The following is a 19,269-nucleotide window of genomic DNA, read 5'->3' as shown; positions in this document are numbered from 1 at the left end:
CATCGGCTTCAATGGCGCCATCATTCCAGGGCTTCGCATTTTCCCGAACATCCTCCCGTCGTCACGCCGGCGTTCCCCGCCACCGACGCCCGGCGCGTCCAGCCGCCCCAGGCTCTCGGCCGCCTCACGGGCCCTTGGCCCCCGGCGCCCGCCTGGCCCCTGCGCCACCACCGGCGCCGCCCGGCAAATGCCCCCGCCTGGGCCGCAGGCACGAACCCCGCCGCCAAACACCTGGCCCGGCCTGTCCTGTCTCGCCAGCGGGGCGCGTAGGGCGGGGTTGACCCCGCCGCTCCTCTGCAACCGTCCGATCATCCGCCCAGGAAACTCCGCCGCACCTCGTCATCCTCCAGCAATTCCTTGCCCGTCCCGGTATAGGCATTGCGCCCCTGCACCAGCACGTATCCCCGGTCGGCGATCTCCAGCGCCTGGCGCGCGTTCTGCTCGACCATCAGGATCGGAATGCCGGTCCGCGCCACCTCGATGATCCGGTCGAACAATTCGTCCATCACGATCGGGCTGACCCCGGCTGTCGGCTCGTCCAGCATCAGCACCTTGGGCTCGGTCATCAGCGCCCGGCCCACGGCCACCTGCTGGCGCTGCCCGCCCGACAATTCGCCCGCCGGCTGGTTGCGCTTTTCCTTCAGGATCGGGAACAGGTCATAGACCTGCGCCATCGTCCCCGCGAAATCGTCCCGCCGGATAAAGGCCCCCATCTCCAGGTTCTCCTCGACGGTCAGCGAGGTAAAGATGTTCGACGTCTGCGGCACGAAACCCATGCCATGCACCACCCGGTCCTGCGGGCTGAGATCGGTGATGTCCTGCCCATCCAGCCGCACCGACCCCGACCGCACGTCCAGCATGCCAAAGATCGCCTTCATCGCCGTCGACTTGCCCGCGCCGTTGGGCCCGACGATCACCGCGATCTCGCCCCGGTTCACCGCCACCGTGCAATCGTGCAGGATGTCCGGCCCGGCGCCATAGCCCCCGGTCATCGTGTCACCGATCAGGAAGGCCTCGCCGCTGTTGCGCGCCGCCCCGGTCCCCGGCCGGGCGACCAGCGTGCCGGCGCCCCTGGGGTTGGCAATCGACCGGTCCTTGTTGCCCCGATCGTCATAGGGCCCGCCGCTCATGGCCGCGCCCCTGTCTTCTTCTTGGCAAAAATACCCAATCCCGCCCCCTCAGCCCGCGCCTACGGCGGCCTTGTTCTTGAGCCCGGTGCCAAGATAGGCCTCGATCACCTGCTCGTTGGCCTTGATCTCGTCCAGCGTGCCCTCGGCCAGCACCTTGCCCTCGGCCATGCAGATCACCGGGTCGCAAAGCCGGCCGATGAAATCCATGTCGTGTTCGATCACCACGAAGGTATATCCCCGCTCGGCATTCAGCCGCAGGATTGCGTCCCCGATGGTGTTCAAAAGCGTCCGGTTCACCCCCGCGCCGACCTCGTCGAGGAACACGATCCGGGCATCCACCATCATCGTCCGCCCCAGCTCCAGCAGCTTCTTCTGCCCGCCCGAAACCTGGCCCGCCTTGTGATCGGCCAGGTGTTCGATGGTCAGGAATTCCAGCACCTCGTCGGCCTTGGCCCGCAGCGCGCGTTCCTCGTCGGCGATGCGCTTGCGCCCGAACCAGGTGTTCCACAGCGTCTCGCCGCTCTGCCCGCCGGGCACCATCATCAGGTTCTCGCGGCAGGTCATCGAATGGAATTCATGGGCGATCTGGAAGGTCCGCAGCAGCCCCTTGTGGAACAGGTCGTGCGGCGGCAGGCCGGTGATGTCCTCGCCGTCCATCGTCACCCGTCCGCTGGTCGGTTCCAACACCCCGGCAATGACGTTGAACAGCGTGGTCTTGCCCGCGCCATTGGGCCCGATCAGACCGGTGATCGTGCCCTTGCCGATGGTCAGGTCCGCCCCGTCCACGGCATGAAAGCCCCCGAAATGCTTGTGCAGATCCTCGACAACGATCATGTCACCATCCCCGCATCCCCCAATGCGCCGTTTTCCGGCGTCTATGCGTCGAAGCGGCCCGGGCGCAAGGCCCGGACCCCTGATTTGCGCGATGACGACAGGTCAGCGGTATTTCACGGTGGAAATGGCGCCGTCCTTGACCTCGATCTGGCGGTAATTGCCGGCGCTCTCGCCGCCGCCGATCAGCTCGACGGCCGTGGCGCCGATGTAATCGACGTCGCCGCCCTGGGCCAGGATCTCGAGCGCCTTGGCCAGTTCGCCGGGCAGGATCGGCTCGCCGGGGGCATTGGCGACCTCCATGACCTTGTCCTTGTAGACCGACGGATCCGAAGAGCCGGCCGCCTGCATGGCCAGCAGCATCAGCGCCGCGGCGTCATAGCTTTCGGGCGTGAACGGCGAGGTGCTGTCAAAGGCATCGCCCACCAGCTCAGCAAAGATCGTCGCGCCTTCGCTGTCGGTGCCCGGGTGCTGGCCGGTCGAGCCTTCGATCTCGTCGCCGAAATTGGCTTCGAGCTGGGCGCTGATCATGCCGTCGGGGAAGTGGAACGTGTCGAAGGCGCCGCTGTCGAGCGCGGCACGCACCACGCCCGACCCACCCTGGTCGACATAGCCCGCAACCACCAGCCGGTCACCGCCGGCCGCGGCCAGCGCACCGACCTCGGCCGAGTAATCGGCCTTGCCGTCCTCGTGGGCGGCGTTGATCGTCACGGTGCCGCCGGCGGCCTCGTAGGCGGCCTGGAAGCTGTCGGCCAGGCCCTTGCCGTAATCGTTGTTGGTATAGGTGACGGCCACTTCCTCGATGCCGTTTTCCATCAGCACTTCGGTCATGACGACACCCTGGCGGGCATCCGACGGGGCGGTGCGGAAGAACAACCCGTTGTCCTCGGCCGTCGACAGGGCCGGCGAGGTGGCCGAGGGCGAGATCATGACCACGCCGTTGGGCAGGGCGACATTGGACAGGATCGCGCCGGTCACGCCCGAGCAATCGGCGCCCATGATGCCGGCCACGCCTTCGGACGTGACCAGCCGTTCGGCCGCGGCGGTGGCCGCACCGGCATCGACACAGGTCGAATCCGCGCGCACCGGGGTCACCGTCGAGCCGTCCAGCAGCAGGCCGCTGTCCGACACTTCCTTGATCGCCAGCTCGGCCCCGGCAGCCATCGAGGGCGTCAGGGATTCGATGGGCCCGGTAAAGCCCAGGATGACGCCGATCTTGATGTCCTCGGCGCTGGCCATGCCGGCCCCCAGGGCGATCGCCGCCGTTGCGGCAAGCAGCTTCTTCATTGTGGTTGTCTCCCGTGTTGGAACTCAAGGTTCGCCGCCGACCGTAGCAAGCCCGTTGGAAAAGAAAAGCCCGCCCGCAAGAGGCTGACGCGATGACAATGCCGCGAGGCCCCTGCACGGCGCCGGGCGCACCGCTATTGTCCGAAGGGTAAGCATTTGCCCCTAGATGCGCCCAGCAGGAGCCTGCCGCCCATGACCGCCCCGACCGCCACATCTGCCGATCCCGCCACCGCCTCGATGCCGCACCCCCGGCGCCACGCGGCCCGCAGCCCGACCGGCGCGGCCCTGCGGCGGCTCGCCGTTGCGCTGGGATGGGCGGTCACCATGGCCGGGCCGGGGGTGGCCGAGACAATCGCCACATCAGCCGGCCCGGTCCGGGTGGATGCGGTGGTTCAGGGGCTGGACACGCCCTGGGCCATCGGCCTGCTGCCCGGTGGCGGGCTGCTGGTGACCGAACGCGAGGGCGATCTGATCCATGTTGCCGATGGCCGCAGCCAGCGGGTGTCGGGCACGCCGCAGGTCTGGGCGAACGGGCAGGGCGGGTTGCTGGATGTCACCGTCGCCCGCGATTTCGCGCAGAGCCGCGAGATCTTTCTGACCTATGCCAAGCCCCAGGGCGGCGGGGCGGGCACGGCGCTGGCCGTGGCCCGGCTGAGCGCTGACGGCACGCGGCTGGAGAACCTGCGCGAGATCTTCGAGATGACGCCCGGCGGCTCCACAACCCGCCATTTCGGTTCGCGGGTGGTCGAGGCCGGCGACGGCACGCTGTTCCTGACCATCGGCGACCGGGGCGATGCGCAACAAGCCCAGGACCTGGGCGCCCATAACGGGTCGGTGGTGCGGATCAACCGCGATGGCACGGTGCCCGGCGACAACCCCTTTGTCGGCCAGCCCGGCGCGCGGCCCGAGATCTGGAGCTATGGCCACCGCAACGCGCAGGGCGCGGCGCTGGACCTGGAGGGGCGGCTCTGGACGGCCGAACACGGGGCGCGCGGGGGCGACGAGGTGAACCGGATCGAGAAGGGGGCGAATTACGGCTGGCCGGTAATTTCCTACGGGGTGAATTACAACGGCTCGGCCATCGGCGAGGGCACGCAACGCGCGGGGATGGAGCAACCGGAATTCTACTGGGATCCGTCCATCGCGCCGTCGGGATTGCTGGTCTATTCGGGCCGGCTGTGGCCCGAATGGCGGGGAGACCTCTTTGTGGGCTCGCTGAAATTCGACCATATCGCCCGGCTGGAAGGCCGTCCGCTGGCGGAGGGCGAGCGGATCGAGGGCGAGAGCACCGGACGGGTGCGCGACATTGCCGAGGGGCCGGACGGGGCGATCTGGTTCCTGTCGGTCTTTGACGGGGCGGTCTATCGGATGGTGCCCGGGTGACAGCCGGCGGCCCCGGGCGCGCCCTTGCCGGGCGGCGGCGCGGAGGAATTGTGCACCGAAGGGTATTTGGACCAAGAAGAAGCAGGGACGTCGGGACATCGGCGGCCGTGACGCTGGGTTCCGGGCGCGGGGCCGCGGTTGCAAAGGGCTGTGGCGATTGGCAGTCTCGGGCGCATACCTAGGGGAAGGAGCCGGCGGGCGCGTGCCGAGGGGGCAGGCGGGCCGGCCGAAACGGGAGGACAACCCATGCTCGGGCAGATGATGACCCAGCCGTTGCTGATCTCGGCGCTGATCCGCCATGCGGACCGCTATCACAACGAGACCGAGATCGTGTCGGTCAACACCATGGACGGCACCGAGGTCACGACCTGGGGCGGGGTGGCGCGCAATGCCCGCAAGCTGGGCTCGGCGCTGACCCGGCTGGGGCTGGACCCGCAGGCGCGCTGCGCGACGATCGCCTGGAACAACCGGCGCCACCTGGAGATCTATTTCGGGGTATCGGGGGCGGGGTTCGTCTGCCACACGATCAACCCGCGGCTGTTCCCGGAGCAGCTGGTCTATATCATCGACCATGCCGAGGACCAGGTCCTGTTCATCGACCGGACCTTCCTGCCGCTGATTGCCAAGCTGCGTGACCAGCTGCCCGGGTTGAAGCACATCGTGCTGATGGGCCCGCGCGACGACGAGGCCGCGGCGATGGTCGAGGGGCTGATGTTCTACGACGAGTTCATCGACGGCGGGGATGCCGATTTCGACTGGCCCCAGTTCGACGAGAACACCGCGTCGAGCCTGTGTTACACCTCGGGCACGACGGGTCATCCCAAGGGCGTGCTCTATTCCCACCGGTCGACCCTGCTGCACGCCTATGCCGCCAACACGCCCGACAGCATCGGCTTTTCGGCCATGGACGTGGTGATGCCGGTGGTGCCGATGTTCCATGTCAATGCCTGGGGCTCGGTCTATTCCTGTGCCATGTCGGGCTCGCGGCTGGTGCTGCCGGGGCAGGATCTGCATGGCGAGGCGCTGGTCGGGCTGATCGACCGCTGGAAGGTCACCCTGGCCCTGGGCGTGCCGACGATCTGGCTGGGCCTGCTGGGTCATGCCAAGGCCGTGGGTTCGACGCTGGACAGCCTGCAGCGCACGGTGGTCGGCGGATCGGCCTGTCCGCCGTCGATGATCGCCACCTTCCGCGACGATTACGGGGTCGACACGATCCATGCCTGGGGCATGTCGGAAACCAGCCCGCTGGGGTCGATCAACCAGCCCCTGGCCAAGCATCTCGACCTGCCCGAGGACGAATTGCACAGCCTGCGCGAAAGCCAGGGCCGGCCGCCCTTTGGCATCGACCTGAAGATCGTCGACGATGCCGGCCACGAGATGCCCCGCGACGGCCAGGCCACCGGCGAGCTGCATGTCAGCGGCCATTGGGTGCTGGACAGCTATTTCCACAAGACCCGCGACGAGACCCTGACCAACGGCTGGTTCGACACCGGTGACGTGGCCTCGATCGATGCCGACGGCTACCTGACGATCCGCGACCGGTCCAAGGACATCATCAAGTCGGGCGGCGAATGGATTTCCTCGGTCGAGCTGGAGAACATTGCCATCGGCCATCCCATGCTGGCCGATGCGGCGGTGGTCGGCGTGCATCACGACAAGTGGGACGAGCGGCCGATCCTGGTGGGCGTCAAGGCCGAGGGCGCCGAGCCCACCGAAGACGAGCTGCGCGGCTATTACGAGGGCAAGATCGCGCGCTGGCAGATCCCCGACCGGGTGGTCTTTGTCGATGCGCTGCCGCGCAATGCCACGGGCAAGGTGCTCAAGCGCAACCTGCGCGAGCAGTTTGCCGCGATCCTGGCCGGTCAGGACGCCTGAACCGGGTGTTGTCCCGGGGGCCTGCGGGACCCCGGGACAGCCGCGTTCTTTCCAGTTGCGCCCGCCTGCGGGCCGGGCTAGACAGAGCGCCGCGGCGGGTATGATGTAATGGTAGCCTGTCAGCTTCCCAAGCTGAACGCGCGGGTTCGATTCCCGCTACCCGCTCCAGTTTCCCTTCCTTGGTACGCCCTGATCGACGGCCCGCTCAGCGTCTCCGCCGGCGCCGGCCCTCGCGATCGCCGCCGGTGTTGAATCGGACATCGGGCAGGGTGACCAGCTTTGACAATTCGGGAAAGCCGTCCACCGCATGGGGGATGGCATTGGCATTGACGAAATGCTCCTGGAAGCGCGGCTCGATCGCCGTTTCGACCTTGGTGATCCGGTGCACCGTGGCCTCGATCTCGGCCCGGGCGGCGCGGTTGCACAGGGCGATGCGCGCGCCGGTGCCCGCGGCATTGCCCGCGCTGGTCACCTTGTCCAGCGGTGCGTCGGGGATCATGCCCAGGACCATGGCATGGCGCGGCGAGATATGGGCACCGAAAGCTCCGGCCAGCACCACCCGGTCGACGCGGTCGACGCCCATCTCGTCCATCAGCAGCCGCGCCCCGGCATAAAGCGCCGACTTGGCCAGCTGGATCGCGCGGATGTCGCCCTGGGTCACGGTGATGCGCGGGCCGCCCTCGGCGCTGCCGTCGTGCAGCAGGTAGGCATGGGTTCGCCCGTCAGGCTCGCAGCGCGGCGTGCCGGTCTGGTCCGGCCCGCCGATCAGCCCGCCGGCATCCAGCAGCCCGGCCATGCGCATTTCGGCCACGGCCTCGATGATGCCCGAACCGCAGATCCCGGTGATCCCGGTGGTGGCCGTGGCCGCGGCAAAGCCCGGGTCGTCCGACCACAGGTCACAGCCGATGACCTGCACGCGCGGCGCCTTGGTGAGCGGATCGATCTGCACCCGTTCGATGGCCCCGGGCGCGGCGCGCTGGCCCGAGCTGATCTGGGCGCCTTCAAAGGCCGGGCCGGTGGGCGAGGAACAGGCCAGCACCCGGCTGCGGTCGCCCAGCAACAGCTCGGCATTAGTGCCCACGTCGACGATCAGCACCAGGTCGTCGGATTTGCCCGGCTCTTCCGACAGCGCGACGGCCGCTGCATCGGCCCCGACATGGCCGGCGATGCAGGGCAGGATATAGACGCGGGCACGGGGGTTTACGGCCGACAGTTCAAGTTGCGCGGCGGGCAGGGCCAGGGCACCGGACATGGCCAGGGCAAAGGGCGCCTGGCCCAGTTCCACCGGGTCGATCCCCAGCGCCAGGTGATGCATCACCGGGTTGCAGACCAGCACCGCCTCGACGATCAGCGCCGGGTCGATCCCGGCCTCGCCGGCAATCGCTCCGGCCAGGTCGTTCAGCGCGCCGCGCACGGCGGCGGTCATCTCGGCCGCGCCGCCGGGGTTCATCATCGCATAGGACACCCGGCTCATCAGGTCTTCGCCGAACCGGATCTGCGGGTTCATCACCCCGGCCGAGGCCACGACGGCACCGCCGTCCAGATCGGTCAGATTGGCGGCGATGGTCGTCGAGCCCAGGTCGATGGCCAGCCCGAACAGCCCGCCTTCATGCAGGCCGGGCCAGATCTCGATGATGCGCGGCGGGTCGGGGGTATGGTCGTCGAAAACCGCCACGCTGACCTGCCAGTCGCCCTTGCGCAGCGCGCCCTGCAACCGGCCCAGCAGCGACAGGTCCGCCCGTGCGCCTTTGACCCCCCATTGCGCCTCCAGCGCGGCCTGCAGGCGTTCCAGGTCGCCGGACGGTTCGTGCATGTCGGGGGCATCGACGCTGACCAGGTAAAGCCGCGTCGCCGGGTCCATCGCGATCACCCGCTCGCTGGCCGCCTTGCGCACGACCTGCCGGTGGACCTGGCTTTCGGGCGGCACGTCGATCACCACGTCGCCCCGGATCACCGCCTGGCAGCCCAGCCGCCGCCCCGGTTTCAGCCCGCGCTTTTCCTGGTACCGCTGTTCCACCGCGTTCCAGTCCGACAGCGCATCCGGCCCGACGCTGACCCCGTGCTTGGGGAAATCGCCATAGGACGGGGTGACCTGGCATTTCGAACAGATGCCCCGCCCGCCGCAGACCGAATCGAGATCCACGCCCAGCTGCCGCGCCGCCGTCAGCACCGGCGTGCCGGCCGGGAAATGCCCGCGCCGCCCCGATGGCGTGAAGACCACCAGCGGGTCCTGGTCCCGCCTCACATCATCCGTCATGTCCGCCCCGATATTCGTCCTGTCGTGCCGCACAACCCGTGCCGTCGCACGCATCGTGGCGCTGATCCTACAGCCAAAGGTCCTGACAAAACGTCGCCCACCGCCACTTTCCGGCCCCCTAGCGGCATTTTTCCGCCCCGTCACGCCAAACCCGTCACGCCCAACCCGCCACGCCACCAACCGAGCCGCACCATTGTCCCGACGTCCGCTTGATTGCCACGCCCCCGCCAGGCCCAACCCTTCACCGCACACCGCACACCGCACACCGCACACGGCCAGCCGCCCCGCGCCAACACCCTGGCTTCTTCTTGGCCCAAATACCCGACACGCCGGTCCGACCGGGCGTATCGCAGGGGGAACGTCCACCCGGTCCTGGCCCGTCATTCCGCACATACCCGCCATGCCAAACCCGTCCTTGGTGACAATATCTTGCCCCGCCTCTTTTCCCTTCCTCCAAATCGTGCCATAGGGTCGCCGCCAAACGAGCTATTGCATGGGACGACAAGATGCAGATTCGCGAGGCCCTCACCTTTGACGACGTGCTCCTGGTTCCTGCGGCCTCCTCCGTGCTGCCGGCTGACGCCGACACCTCCACGCGGGTGACCCGGGATATCCGGATGAACATTCCGTTGCTGTCCAGCGCCATGGACACGGTCACGGAAAGCCGCATGGCCATTGCCATGGCCCAGGCCGGCGGCATCGGCGTGGTCCACCGCAACCTCGGGATCGAGGCCCAGGCCGACGAGATCCGCCGGGTCAAGCGCTTCGAAAGCGGCATCGTCTACAACCCGATCACCCTCGGGGCCGACCAGACCCTGGCCGATGCCCAGGCCCTGCGCGAACGCTACAACGTCTCGGGCTTTCCGGTGGTCGACGGCGACGGCCGTGTCGTCGGCATCGTCACCAACCGCGACATGCGCTTCGCCTCGGACGAACGCACCCCGGTCAGCGTCATGATGACGTCGAAGGACCTGGCCATCCTGCAGGAACCGGCCGACCGCGACGAGGCCATCAGCCTGATGAAGGCCCGGCGCATCGAAAAGCTGCTGATCACCGATGGCGCCGGCAAGCTGACCGGCCTGCTGACCCTGAAGGACACCGAGCAATCGGTGCTCAACCCCACCGCCTGCAAGGACCACCTGGGCCGCCTGCGCGTTGCCGCCGCATCCACCGTCGGCGACGCCGGTTTCGCCCGGTCCGAAGCGCTGGTCGATGCCGGTGTCGACATGATCGTCATCGACACCGCCCATGGCCATTCCGCCGGCGTGGCCGAGGCCGTGCGCCGGGCCAAGACCCTGTCCAACGAGGTCCAGGTCGTGGCCGGCAACGTGGCCACCGCCGAAGGCACCCGCGCGCTGATCGATGCCGGGGCGGATGCCATCAAGGTCGGCATCGGGCCGGGCTCGATCTGCACCACCCGCATGGTCGCCGGTGTCGGCGTCCCCCAGCTGACGGCCATCATCGATTGCGCCTCGGCCGCCGGCGACGTGCCGGTCATCGCCGATGGCGGCATCAAGTTCTCGGGCGATTTCGCCAAGGCCATCGCCGCCGGGGCGTCGTGCGCCATGGTCGGCTCGATGATCGCCGGCACCGACGAAAGCCCGGGCGAGGTCATCCTCTACCAGGGCCGGTCGTTCAAATCCTACCGTGGCATGGGCTCGCTGGGCGCCATGGCCCGCGGCTCGGCGGACCGCTATTTCCAGAAGGACGCCGCCAGCGACAAGCTGGTGCCCGAGGGCATCGAAGGCCAGGTCGCCTACAAGGGCTCGGCCGGCGCGGTGATCCACCAGCTGGTCGGCGGCCTGCGCGCGGCCATGGGCTATACCGGCTGCGCCACCGTCGAAGAGATGCGAAAGAACTGCCAATTCGTGAAGATCACCGGCGCGGGGCTCAAGGAAAGCCACGTCCACGACGTGCAGATCACCCGCGAAGCGCCCAACTACCGGGCCATGTGAGGCGCCGGTGACACCGGCCGCGCGGGTCCAGGCCGCGATCGAGATCCTCGACCGGATCAATGCCGGGGCAGCGACCGAACAGGCGCTGACCGGCTGGGCCCGGGGTGCCAGGTATGCCGGGTCCAAGGACCGGGCCGCCGTGCGCGACCACGTGTTCACCGCCATCCGCGGCCGGCGCAGCCTGGCCGCGCTTGGAGGCGGGGATGATGGCCGCGCGATCATGCTGGGCGCCCTGCGCGACGCCGGCATCGATGCCGGCACGCTCTTCACCGGCCAACCCCATGCCCCGGCGACCCTGACCGCCGCCGAGGCCGCCGCCGGGCGCACACCCCAGGGCGCCGAGGCCATGGATCTGCCCGATTGGCTCTGGCCGCTCTTCCGCGATGCCCTGGGCCAGGAGGCCGCGCCCGCCGCCCTGGCCCTGCGCGATCGGGCCGGCGTGCACCTGCGCGTCAATACCGCCCGCATCGACCGACCCGGGGCCATTGCCGCCCTGGCCGACGAGGGTATCACCGCCATTGCCCATCCCGCCGCCGACACCGCCCTGACCGTGACCGATGGCCAGCGCCGCATCCGCCAGGCCCGGGCCTTTGACACCGGCCTGGTCGAACTGCAGGACGCCGCCAGCCAGGCCCTGTCGCTGGCCGTGCCGCTGAGTGCAACGGCCCGGGTGCTGGATTACTGTGCCGGGGGAGGTGGCAAGACGCTGGCCCTGGCCGCCCGCGGCCTCGGGCGCATTGTCGCCCATGATGCCGCGCCCGAACGCATGCGCGATCTGCCCGCCCGGGCCGCCCGCGCCGGCCAGCCTGTCCAGATCGCCCGCACCGGGGAACTTGCCGGCCTGGCGCCCTTTGACACGGTGCTCTGCGACGTGCCCTGTTCGGGCAGCGGGTCCTGGCGGCGGGCGCCCGATGGCAAATGGGCGCTGACGCCCGAGCGGCTGGATGCGCTCTGCGCCATCCAGGGGGAGATCCTGTCCGCCGCCGCGCCGCTTGTCGCGCCCGGTGGCACGCTGGCCTATGCCACCTGTTCCGTCCTGCGCGCCGAGAACGAAGACCAGGTCGCGCGCTTTGTCGGGGCGGGGCCGGGCTGGTCGCTGACCACGTCGCGCACCTGGCCGATCACCGGCGGACCCGAGGGCACGGACGGGTTTCACCTGTCGATATTGACGCGAAACACGTAGCTACTTTACAATCATAGGTGGTTTCGGGTCGCGGGAGTGCGGTCAACCGTCTGTCGTCAGCGTCGTTAAGGCGCATTTAATGGCCCGTGCCTCAGAAAGATCGGGATGCGATTCCCTGTTCAGGAGGCAGCTGCGTGTTCAGTCGCGAAACGGCGACCTCGACAACCCTTGACCGGCTTGTGCCCGAAGGCGGGCGCTCGGCGGTGCTGCTGGTCCTGGCGGCCGGCTTCCTGGCCTACGGGCTGATGGCCGCGCCATCGCCCGGGTTGACCCGGGCGGCGCTGGCTGCGGGGGGCACGCTGGCGCTGACGGCCGGGGTGGTCGCGCTGTTTGGCTGGGTGCGCCGGCGGGCGCGCAGGCTGGCCTTTGCGATGCTCGACAGCTTCATGTCGCAAGATACCACGCCCAGTTTCATTGTCGGCGAAGACGGAGATGTCGTGTCGCGCAACCCCGCCGCCTCGCGCCGGTTTCCCGATCTGACCGCCCAGACCTTTGCCGCGACCCTGCGGGCGACCTTTGCCAATCCCACGGCCGTGCTGTTCCGCCTGCAAAGCCGCGCGCTCGAAGACGGGTCCGCCCGCGAAGACATTGCCACCCGCACGGGCGTCTTCAGGATGTCCGTGCATCAGCTTGAAAACAAACGCTTCCTCTGGCGGATCGAGGATATGCCCGATCGGCCGAATTCCGGGCGCAGCGCCGATGCCCTGCCGCTGCCGGTGCTGACGGTGGGGCGCAACAATACCGTGCTCTACATGAACGAGGCGGCCCGCCAGCTGGTGGGCGAACGGGTCAAATCGCTGGACCGGCTCTTTGACCACATGCCGATCCGGCCGGGCGAAGTGAATGGAATCACGACGAAATCGGGGCCCGTGCAGGTCGTGGTCTCGGAATTCGAAGGCCATGTCGGCCGGCGCGAGATCTACCTGTCCTGCCTCAAGGACCTGGCCGACGAAGCCCAGGAAGCGGTGTTCGAAACCATGCCCGTGGCGCTGATGAAACTGGCCCGCGATGGCACGATCCTGGCCTGCAACCGCGACGCCATGCGCCTGCTGGGGGCCGAAGCGGCCGAGGCCACGAGCATCAACGAGGTGATGCAGGGGCTGGGCCGGCCGATCCACGACTGGCTGCGCGAGACCTTGAACAGCGGGGTCAGCGGGTCGTCGGAATTCCTGCGCCTGTCGCGGTCCGATCGCGAGGTCTTTGTGCAGGTCACGCTGAACCCGGTGCGCGGCGGTGGCGAGGCGGCATTGATGGCCGTGCTGAACGATGCGACCGAGCTGAAGACGCTGGAAGCGCAATTCGTGCAAAGCCAGAAGATGCAGGCCATCGGTCAGCTGGCCGGTGGCGTGGCGCATGATTTCAACAATCTTTTGACCGCAATTTCAGGGCATTGCGACCTGTTGTTGCTGCGCCACGACCAGGGCGACCAGGACTATGGCGACCTGGTCCAGATCCACCAGAACGCCAATCGCGCCGCGGCGCTGGTCAGCCAGCTTCTGGCCTTTTCGCGCAAGCAGACCCTGCGTCCCGAGGTGCTGGATCTGCGCGACACGCTGTCCGACCTGACCCATCTGCTCAACCGCCTGGTCGGAGAAAAGATCACCCTGACGCTCAGCCACGATCCGGTGTTGCGCTCGATCCGGGCCGACAAGCGCCAGCTGGAACAGGTGTTGATGAACCTTGTCGTCAATGCCCGCGATGCCATGCCCGACGGCGGCGAGATCCGCATCGAAACCGAAAGCACAAGCCTGGCCACGCCGCTGGATCGCGACCGGGCCACGGTGCCGCCGGGCGATTACGTGACGCTGAAGGTCAGCGATGCCGGCGTCGGCATCCCGCCGGACAAGTTGCAGAAGATCTTTGAACCGTTCTTCACGACCAAGCGCACCGGCGAGGGCACCGGGCTGGGCCTGTCCACGGTCTATGGCATCATCAAGCAGACCGGCGGTTACATCTTTGTCGACAGCGCGCCGGGCGAAGGCTCGGTCTTTACGATCTATTTGCCGGTTCACGAAGAGGTAGTCGCCGCACCGGCGCCGCGGCGGGCCGATCCGGTTGCCGCCGCGCCCAAACATGGCGAAGGCGTTGTCCTGCTGGTCGAGGACGAGGCCCCGGTGCGTGCCTTTGCCTCCCGTGCCCTGCGCCTGCGCGGCTATACCGTGCTCGAGGCCGCCTCGGCCGAAGATGCGCTGAAGACGCTGGCCGATCCCAATGTCACCGTCGATCTTTTCGTGACCGACGTGGTCATGCCGGGCATGGACGGGCCCAGCTGGGTGCGCAAGGCGTTGCTGGACCGGCCCGGCGTGCGCGTGGTCTTTGTCTCGGGCTATGCCGAGGGGGCTCTTGGCGAATCCGACAGCCCGATCCCGAACTCCGTTTTCCTGCCAAAACCGTTTTCGCTTAGTGAGTTGGCGGAAACAGTTCACAGGCAACTTCATTGATCACGGGATGCTGTCGTAGAGGTCGAATTCTTCGTGGAACTTCTGCCGCAACCGCCGTTCGACCCCGGGCGACAACTGCAGATCCATCTCGGGCGATACGTTTTCGCGGCGGGTCACGATGTCCTGTCTCAGCCTGTCGCGCAGGAAGGCATCCAATCGGTCGGGCTGTTCGTAGCGGAACATGTGGGTCACGGCCACGCCGTTGGGCCGGGGCTCCAGGAACTTGCTCTGGCGGCCGACATTGGCAAAATCGGGGGTGTGCCCCTTGAGATAGCCGTTCACGAAACCGTCGAAATCGACATCATGGGTGGCATTGGGCTTGCCCCGCATGAAATCGCGCCGGCGATAGCGATACCAGCTGCCCAGCCAGGAAATCGGCTCGCGCATGACGGCCAGGGTCTCCATCTCGGCGTTGCAGACCTTCTGGAACATCGGGTGAATGAATCGGTTGTAGCGGTAGACCGGCGCATGTTTCAGCTCGGGCGGATCCGAGATCACCATGTCGGCCCGATCGCGCAGCGCCGTTTCATAGGCCGTTGTCCCGGTCTTGGGCACGGACAGAAAGACCAGACGCTCTTTAAAGAAAACAAGCACTTGGCGCCTCCTGCGGACCGGGTTGATCAAATGTGACGGCCGTAAACTACTCTTTAACCGGTTTCGGAAAAAGTAGGCACGCGGAAAATTCTATTGAAATGTTCCCCTTTTGATCCCATACAGAACAAGAGGCGAACAAAGCAGCGATTGCCGCACGCCGGCGCGTGTGACAAGAAAGGCGAGGACAAGACGACAATGGCGGATCTTCTCACGATGAGCGGCAAGAAAAGCGCGGACAAGCAAAAGGCGCTGGATAGCGCCCTGGCCCAGATCGAGCGGCAGTTCGGCAAGGGTTCGATCATGAAACTGGGCGACGAGGGCGCCGTGCAGGAGATCGAGGCAAGCTCGACCGGATCGCTGGGGCTGGACATCGCCCTGGGCATCGGCGGGCTGCCGATGGGCCGCATCGTCGAGATCTATGGCCCTGAATCTTCGGGGAAAACCACGCTGACCCTGCATTGCGTGGCCGAGCAGCAGAAACGCGGCGGGGTCTGTGCCTTTGTCGACGCGGAACATGCGCTGGACCCGCAATATGCCCGCAAGCTGGGTGTCGACCTGGACGAGCTGCTGATCTCGCAGCCCGACACCGGGGAACAGGCGCTGGAAATCACCGACACGCTGGTGCGCTCGGGCGCGGTCAACCTGGTGGTGGTCGACTCGGTTGCGGCGCTGACGCCGAAATCCGAGCTGGAAGGCGACATGGGCGACAGCAGCGTCGGCGTGCAGGCCCGCCTGATGAGCCAGGCGATGCGGAAACTGACCGGCTCGATCAGCCGCTCGAACTGCATGGTGATCTTCATCAACCAGATTCGGATGAAGATCGGCGTCATGTTCGGCAGCCCGGAAACGACGACCGGCGGCAACGCGCTGAAATTCTATTCCTCGGTCCGTCTGGACATCCGCCGCATCGGGTCGATCAAGGACCGTGACGAGGTGGTCGGCAACGCCACCCGCGTGAAGGTCGTGAAAAACAAGGTCGCGCCGCCGTTCCGCGAGGTCGAATTCGACATCATGTATGGCGAAGGCATCTCCAAGATGGGCGAGCTTCTGGACCTGGGCGTGAAGGCCGGCGTGGTGAACAAATCCGGTTCGTGGTTCAGCTATGGCGACGAGCGGATCGGGCAGGGGCGCGAGAACGCCAAGCAGTTCCTGCGCGAGAACACCGCCATGGCGCTTGAGATCGAGGACAAGATCCGCGCGTCCCACGGGCTGGAGTTCGACAGCCCCGGCGGCGGCGATGACGAGGACATCCTCGAGGCCTGAAACCCGCCCGGGCGTCAACCGGGGCGCAAGCGCCATGGACTTGGGGAGGCGGGGCAGATAAACCGTCGCGAGACGTAACTTCTGCCCCAGCGAACCAGATCCATGGCCACACTCAACGACATCCGGTCCACCTTCCTGAATTTCTTCGAACGCAACGGGCATGAGATTGTCGCGAGCAGCCCGCTCGTGCCGCGCAATGACCCGACGCTGATGTTCGTCAATTCCGGGATGGTGCAGTTCAAGAACCTCTTCACAGGGGTCGAAACGCGCGATTACAACCGCGCCACCACCGCCCAGAAATGCGTGCGTGCCGGCGGCAAGCACAATGACCTGGACAACGTCGGTTATACCGCCCGTCACCATACCTTCTTTGAAATGCTGGGGAATTTTTCCTTTGGCAATTACTTCAAGGAAGAGGCGATCCCCTTTGCCTGGGAGCTGGTGACCAAGGACTTCGGCATCGACGCCAAGCGGCTCTACACCACCGTTTACCATACCGATGACGAGGCCTTCGAGATCTGGAAGAAGGTCGGCGTGCCCGAGGACCGGATCATTAGGATCGCCACGTCCGACAATTTCTGGCAGATGGGCCCGACCGGCCCCTGCGGCCCTTGCACCGAGATCTTTTATGATCACGGCGATCACATCTGGGGTGGCCCTCCGGGCAGCCCCGAGGAAGATGGCGACCGGTTCATCGAGATCTGGAACGTCGTTTTCATGCAGAACGAGCAGTTCGAGGACGGCTCGATGCGGCCGCTGGACATGCAGTCGATCGACACCGGCATGGGGTTGGAGCGGATCGGCGCGCTGCTGCAGGGCAAGCACGACAATTACGACACCGATCTGATGCGCGCCCTGATCGAGGCCAGCGCTGATGCCACCAGCGCCGATCCCGACGGGCCGGGCAAGATGCATCACCGGGTGATCGCCGATCATCTGCGCTCGACCTCTTTCCTGATTGCCGACGGGGTGATGCCTTCGAATGACGGGCGCGGTTACGTGCTGCGCCGGATCATGCGCCGCGCCATGCGCCACGCCCACCTGCTGGGCGCGCAGGATCCGCTGATGCACCGGCTGGTGCCGGCGCTGGTGCACCAGATGGGCGCGGCCTATCCGGAACTGAGCCGGGCGCAGCCGATGATCGAGGAAACGCTGAAGCTGGAGGAAACCCGGTTCAAGCAGACGCTCGACCGCGGGCTCAAGCTGCTGGACGACGAACTGGGCACGCTGGACGACGGCGCGGCGCTGCCGGGTGCGGCGGCGTTCCGGCTGTATGACACCTATGGCTTCCCGCTCGACCTGACGCAGGACGCGCTGCGCGAGAAGGGCCGCGAGGTCGACGTGGCCGGGTTCGACGCGGCGATGGACGAACAGAAGGCCAAGGCCCGGGCGGCCTGGTCCGGCTCGGGCGAGGCGGCGGACAATGCCGTCTGGTTCGATATCCTGGACAGCCAGGGCGCCACCGATTTCCTGGGCTACGACACCGAGTTGGCCGAGGCCCAGGTGCTGGCGCTGGTCGCCGATGGCACGACGGTCGAGGCGCTGCAGCAGGGCCAGGAAGGCTGGGTTGTGACCAACCAGAGCCCGTTCTACGGCGAATCCGGCGGCCAGGTGGGGGACACCGGGCTGATCCGGCGCCTGGACGACCGCGATGACGTGACCGTGGTCGAAGACACCCGGAAGTTTGCCGACGGCAAGATCACGGCCCACAAGGTGCGCGTGTCGAACGGCGCGCTGACCAAGGGGGATGCCGTGGCGCTGGAGGTCGATCACCAGAGGCGCAGCGCGATCCGGGCCAACCATTCGGCCACCCACCTGTTGCACGAGGCCCTGCGCCGGGCGCTTGGCGATCACGTGGCCCAGAGGGGCTCGCTGAACGCGCCGGATCGCCTGCGGTTCGATTTCAGCCATGCCAAGGCGCTGAGCGGCGATGAGCTGGCGCAGGTGCAGGACGAGGTGAACGGCTTCATCCGCCAGAACACCTCGGTGGAAACCCGGATCATGACGCCCGACGACGCTCGCGGGATCGGGGCGCAGGCCCTGTTCGGCGAGAAATACGGCGACGAGGTGCGCGTGGTGTCGATGGGCCGCGACCCCGAAAGCGGCAAGGGCGGCAATGGCACGACCTATTCGATCGAGCTGTGCGGTGGCACCCATGTGCGCCAGACCGGCGACATCGGGCTGTTTGTCCTGCTGGGCGACAGCGCGTCCAGTTCGGGCGTGCGCCGGATCGAGGCACTGACCGGGCAGGCGGCGCTGAGCCACATGGACGGGCTGGGCAACCGGCTGGCCGAAACCGCCGCAACGCTCAAGACCAGCGCGGCGGATGTGCCGGCGCGGGTTCAGGCGCTGCTGGACGAACGCCGGGCCCTGTCGAACGAGGTGGCTCAGCTGCGGCGTGAACTGGCCATGGCCGGTGGCGGCGGTGGGGCGGCCCCCGAGGCGCGCGAGATCAACGGCGTGAGGCTGGTGGCCCAGGTGCTCAGCGGCGTGACGGGCAAGGACCTGCCGGCGCTGATCGACGAGCACAAGGCCCAGCTGGGCGACAAGGCCGCGGTTCTGCTGATTGCCGATACCGGGGGCAAGGCCGCCGTGGCGGCCGGTGTGACGGCTGACCTGGCCGGCACGGTGTCGGCCGTCGACCTGGTGCGGGCTGCCGTGGCCGAGCTGGGTGGCAAGGGCGGCGGTGGCCGCCCCGACATGGCGCAGGGCGGTGGCCCCAGCGCCGACAACGCCGAGGCCGCCATCGCGGCCGCCGAAAAGGTACTGGAGGGATAATGCCCGCACTCTGGATTGCACATGTGACGGTCAGCGACGCAGAGGCCTATGGCCGCTATGCCGAGCTGGCCGGACCGGCCATCGCCCAGCACGGGGGCAGCTTCCTGGCCCGGGGCGCGCGTTTCGTCCAGTTGGAAGGCAACGAGCGGCCGCGCAACGTGGTCGCCCGCTTTCCCACGCTGGAAGCGGCGGTCGATTGTTACAATTCGGCCGAGTACCAGGCCGCGCTGGACCATGCCCGCGGGGCGTCCGAGCGCGACCTGATGGTGATCGAGATCACCGAGTAAGTCTT

The 19,269-nt window shown here is 67.4% G+C and carries 13 protein-coding genes and 1 tRNA gene; 9 read left to right on the top strand and 5 right to left on the bottom strand.

The features are described 5' to 3' along the window. Nucleotides 1-308 precede the first annotated feature (308 nt). The 3 genes from ACK3BB_RS14320 to ACK3BB_RS14310 form a co-directional block, all read right to left on the bottom strand. Nucleotides 309-1,130, bottom strand: a complete 822-nt coding sequence (locus ACK3BB_RS14320; RefSeq protein ID WP_428925318.1) for an ABC transporter ATP-binding protein — start codon at nt 1,128-1,130, stop codon at nt 309-311. A gap of 48 nt (nt 1,131-1,178) precedes the next feature. After that, nucleotides 1,179-1,964, bottom strand: a complete 786-nt coding sequence (locus ACK3BB_RS14315) for an ABC transporter ATP-binding protein (RefSeq protein ID WP_428925317.1) — start codon at nt 1,962-1,964, stop codon at nt 1,179-1,181. Between the two features lie 102 nt (nt 1,965-2,066). Then, the gene (locus ACK3BB_RS14310) at nt 2,067-3,248 is read right to left on the bottom strand and encodes an ABC transporter substrate-binding protein (RefSeq protein WP_428925316.1); all 1,182 of its coding nucleotides are present in this window, start codon (nt 3,246-3,248) and stop codon (nt 2,067-2,069) included. 324 nt (nt 3,249-3,572) lie between these two features. On the opposite strand from ACK3BB_RS14310, the gene ACK3BB_RS14305 reads away from it, so the two are divergent. The 3 genes from ACK3BB_RS14305 (at nt 3,573) to ACK3BB_RS14295 (ending at nt 6,674) form a co-directional block, all read left to right on the top strand. After that, nucleotides 3,573-4,631, top strand: a complete 1,059-nt coding sequence (locus tag ACK3BB_RS14305; protein WP_428928742.1) for a PQQ-dependent sugar dehydrogenase — start codon at nt 3,573-3,575, stop codon at nt 4,629-4,631. Nucleotides 4,632-4,877: 246 nt separating this feature from the next. Next, nucleotides 4,878-6,506: a long-chain-fatty-acid--CoA ligase gene (locus tag ACK3BB_RS14300; RefSeq protein WP_428925315.1), complete on the top strand. Its 1,629-nt coding sequence runs from the start codon at nt 4,878-4,880 to the stop codon at nt 6,504-6,506. A 94-nt stretch (nt 6,507-6,600) separates the two neighbouring features. Then, nucleotides 6,601-6,674, top strand: a tRNA-Gly gene (locus ACK3BB_RS14295). A gap of 37 nt (nt 6,675-6,711) precedes the next feature. Here ACK3BB_RS14295 and ACK3BB_RS14290 read toward each other — a convergent pair. Beyond that, nucleotides 6,712-8,763, bottom strand: a complete 2,052-nt coding sequence (locus ACK3BB_RS14290) for an ASKHA domain-containing protein (RefSeq protein WP_428925314.1) — start codon at nt 8,761-8,763, stop codon at nt 6,712-6,714. Nucleotides 8,764-9,269: 506 nt separating this feature from the next. Here ACK3BB_RS14290 and guaB point away from each other — a divergent pair. From guaB to ACK3BB_RS14275, 3 genes are all read left to right on the top strand, one after another. Beyond that, entirely contained in the window at nt 9,270-10,718 is a 1,449-nt protein-coding gene (guaB, locus tag ACK3BB_RS14285) for an IMP dehydrogenase (protein WP_428925313.1), read from the top strand. Between the two features lie 7 nt (nt 10,719-10,725). After that, complete coding sequence (locus ACK3BB_RS14280; protein ID WP_428925312.1) at nt 10,726-11,901, top strand: RsmB/NOP family class I SAM-dependent RNA methyltransferase; 1,176 nt, start codon at nt 10,726-10,728, stop codon at nt 11,899-11,901. Between the two features lie 134 nt (nt 11,902-12,035). After that, nucleotides 12,036-14,342, top strand: coding sequence for an ATP-binding protein (locus ACK3BB_RS14275; RefSeq protein ID WP_428925311.1), 2,307 nt, complete (start codon nt 12,036-12,038; stop codon nt 14,340-14,342). Here ACK3BB_RS14275 and ACK3BB_RS14270 read toward each other — a convergent pair whose 3' ends face one another. Continuing rightward, nucleotides 14,343-14,936: a gamma-glutamyl kinase gene (locus ACK3BB_RS14270; protein WP_428925310.1), complete on the bottom strand. Its 594-nt coding sequence runs from the start codon at nt 14,934-14,936 to the stop codon at nt 14,343-14,345. It abuts the gene before it with no gap. 195 nt (nt 14,937-15,131) lie between these two features. Here ACK3BB_RS14270 and recA point away from each other — a divergent pair, with 195 nt between their 5' ends. From recA to ACK3BB_RS14255, 3 genes are all read left to right on the top strand, one after another. Next, a complete protein-coding gene (gene recA / locus ACK3BB_RS14265; protein WP_428925309.1) occupies nt 15,132-16,199 on the top strand; it encodes a recombinase RecA in 1,068 nt (355 codons plus the stop codon). Nucleotides 16,200-16,301: 102 nt separating this feature from the next. Further along, on the top strand, nt 16,302-18,977 hold the full coding sequence (alaS, locus tag ACK3BB_RS14260) for an alanine--tRNA ligase (protein WP_428925308.1): 2,676 nt from the start codon (nt 16,302-16,304) through the stop codon (nt 18,975-18,977). Continuing rightward, nucleotides 18,977-19,264 carry a DUF1330 domain-containing protein gene (locus ACK3BB_RS14255; protein ID WP_428925307.1) on the top strand — a complete coding sequence of 96 codons (288 nt, stop codon included), beginning with the start codon at nt 18,977-18,979 and terminating at the stop codon, nt 19,262-19,264. Before alaS ends, ACK3BB_RS14255 begins: the two co-directional genes overlap by 1 nt. Nucleotides 19,265-19,269: the final 5 nt, after the last annotated feature.

It is taken from the genome of Marinibacterium sp. SX1, from assembly GCF_050389775.1.
In the GTDB taxonomy this organism is placed as follows: Bacteria; Pseudomonadota; Alphaproteobacteria; order Rhodobacterales; family Rhodobacteraceae; genus Marinibacterium.
This window is presented reverse-complemented; position numbering and strand designations above follow the sequence as displayed.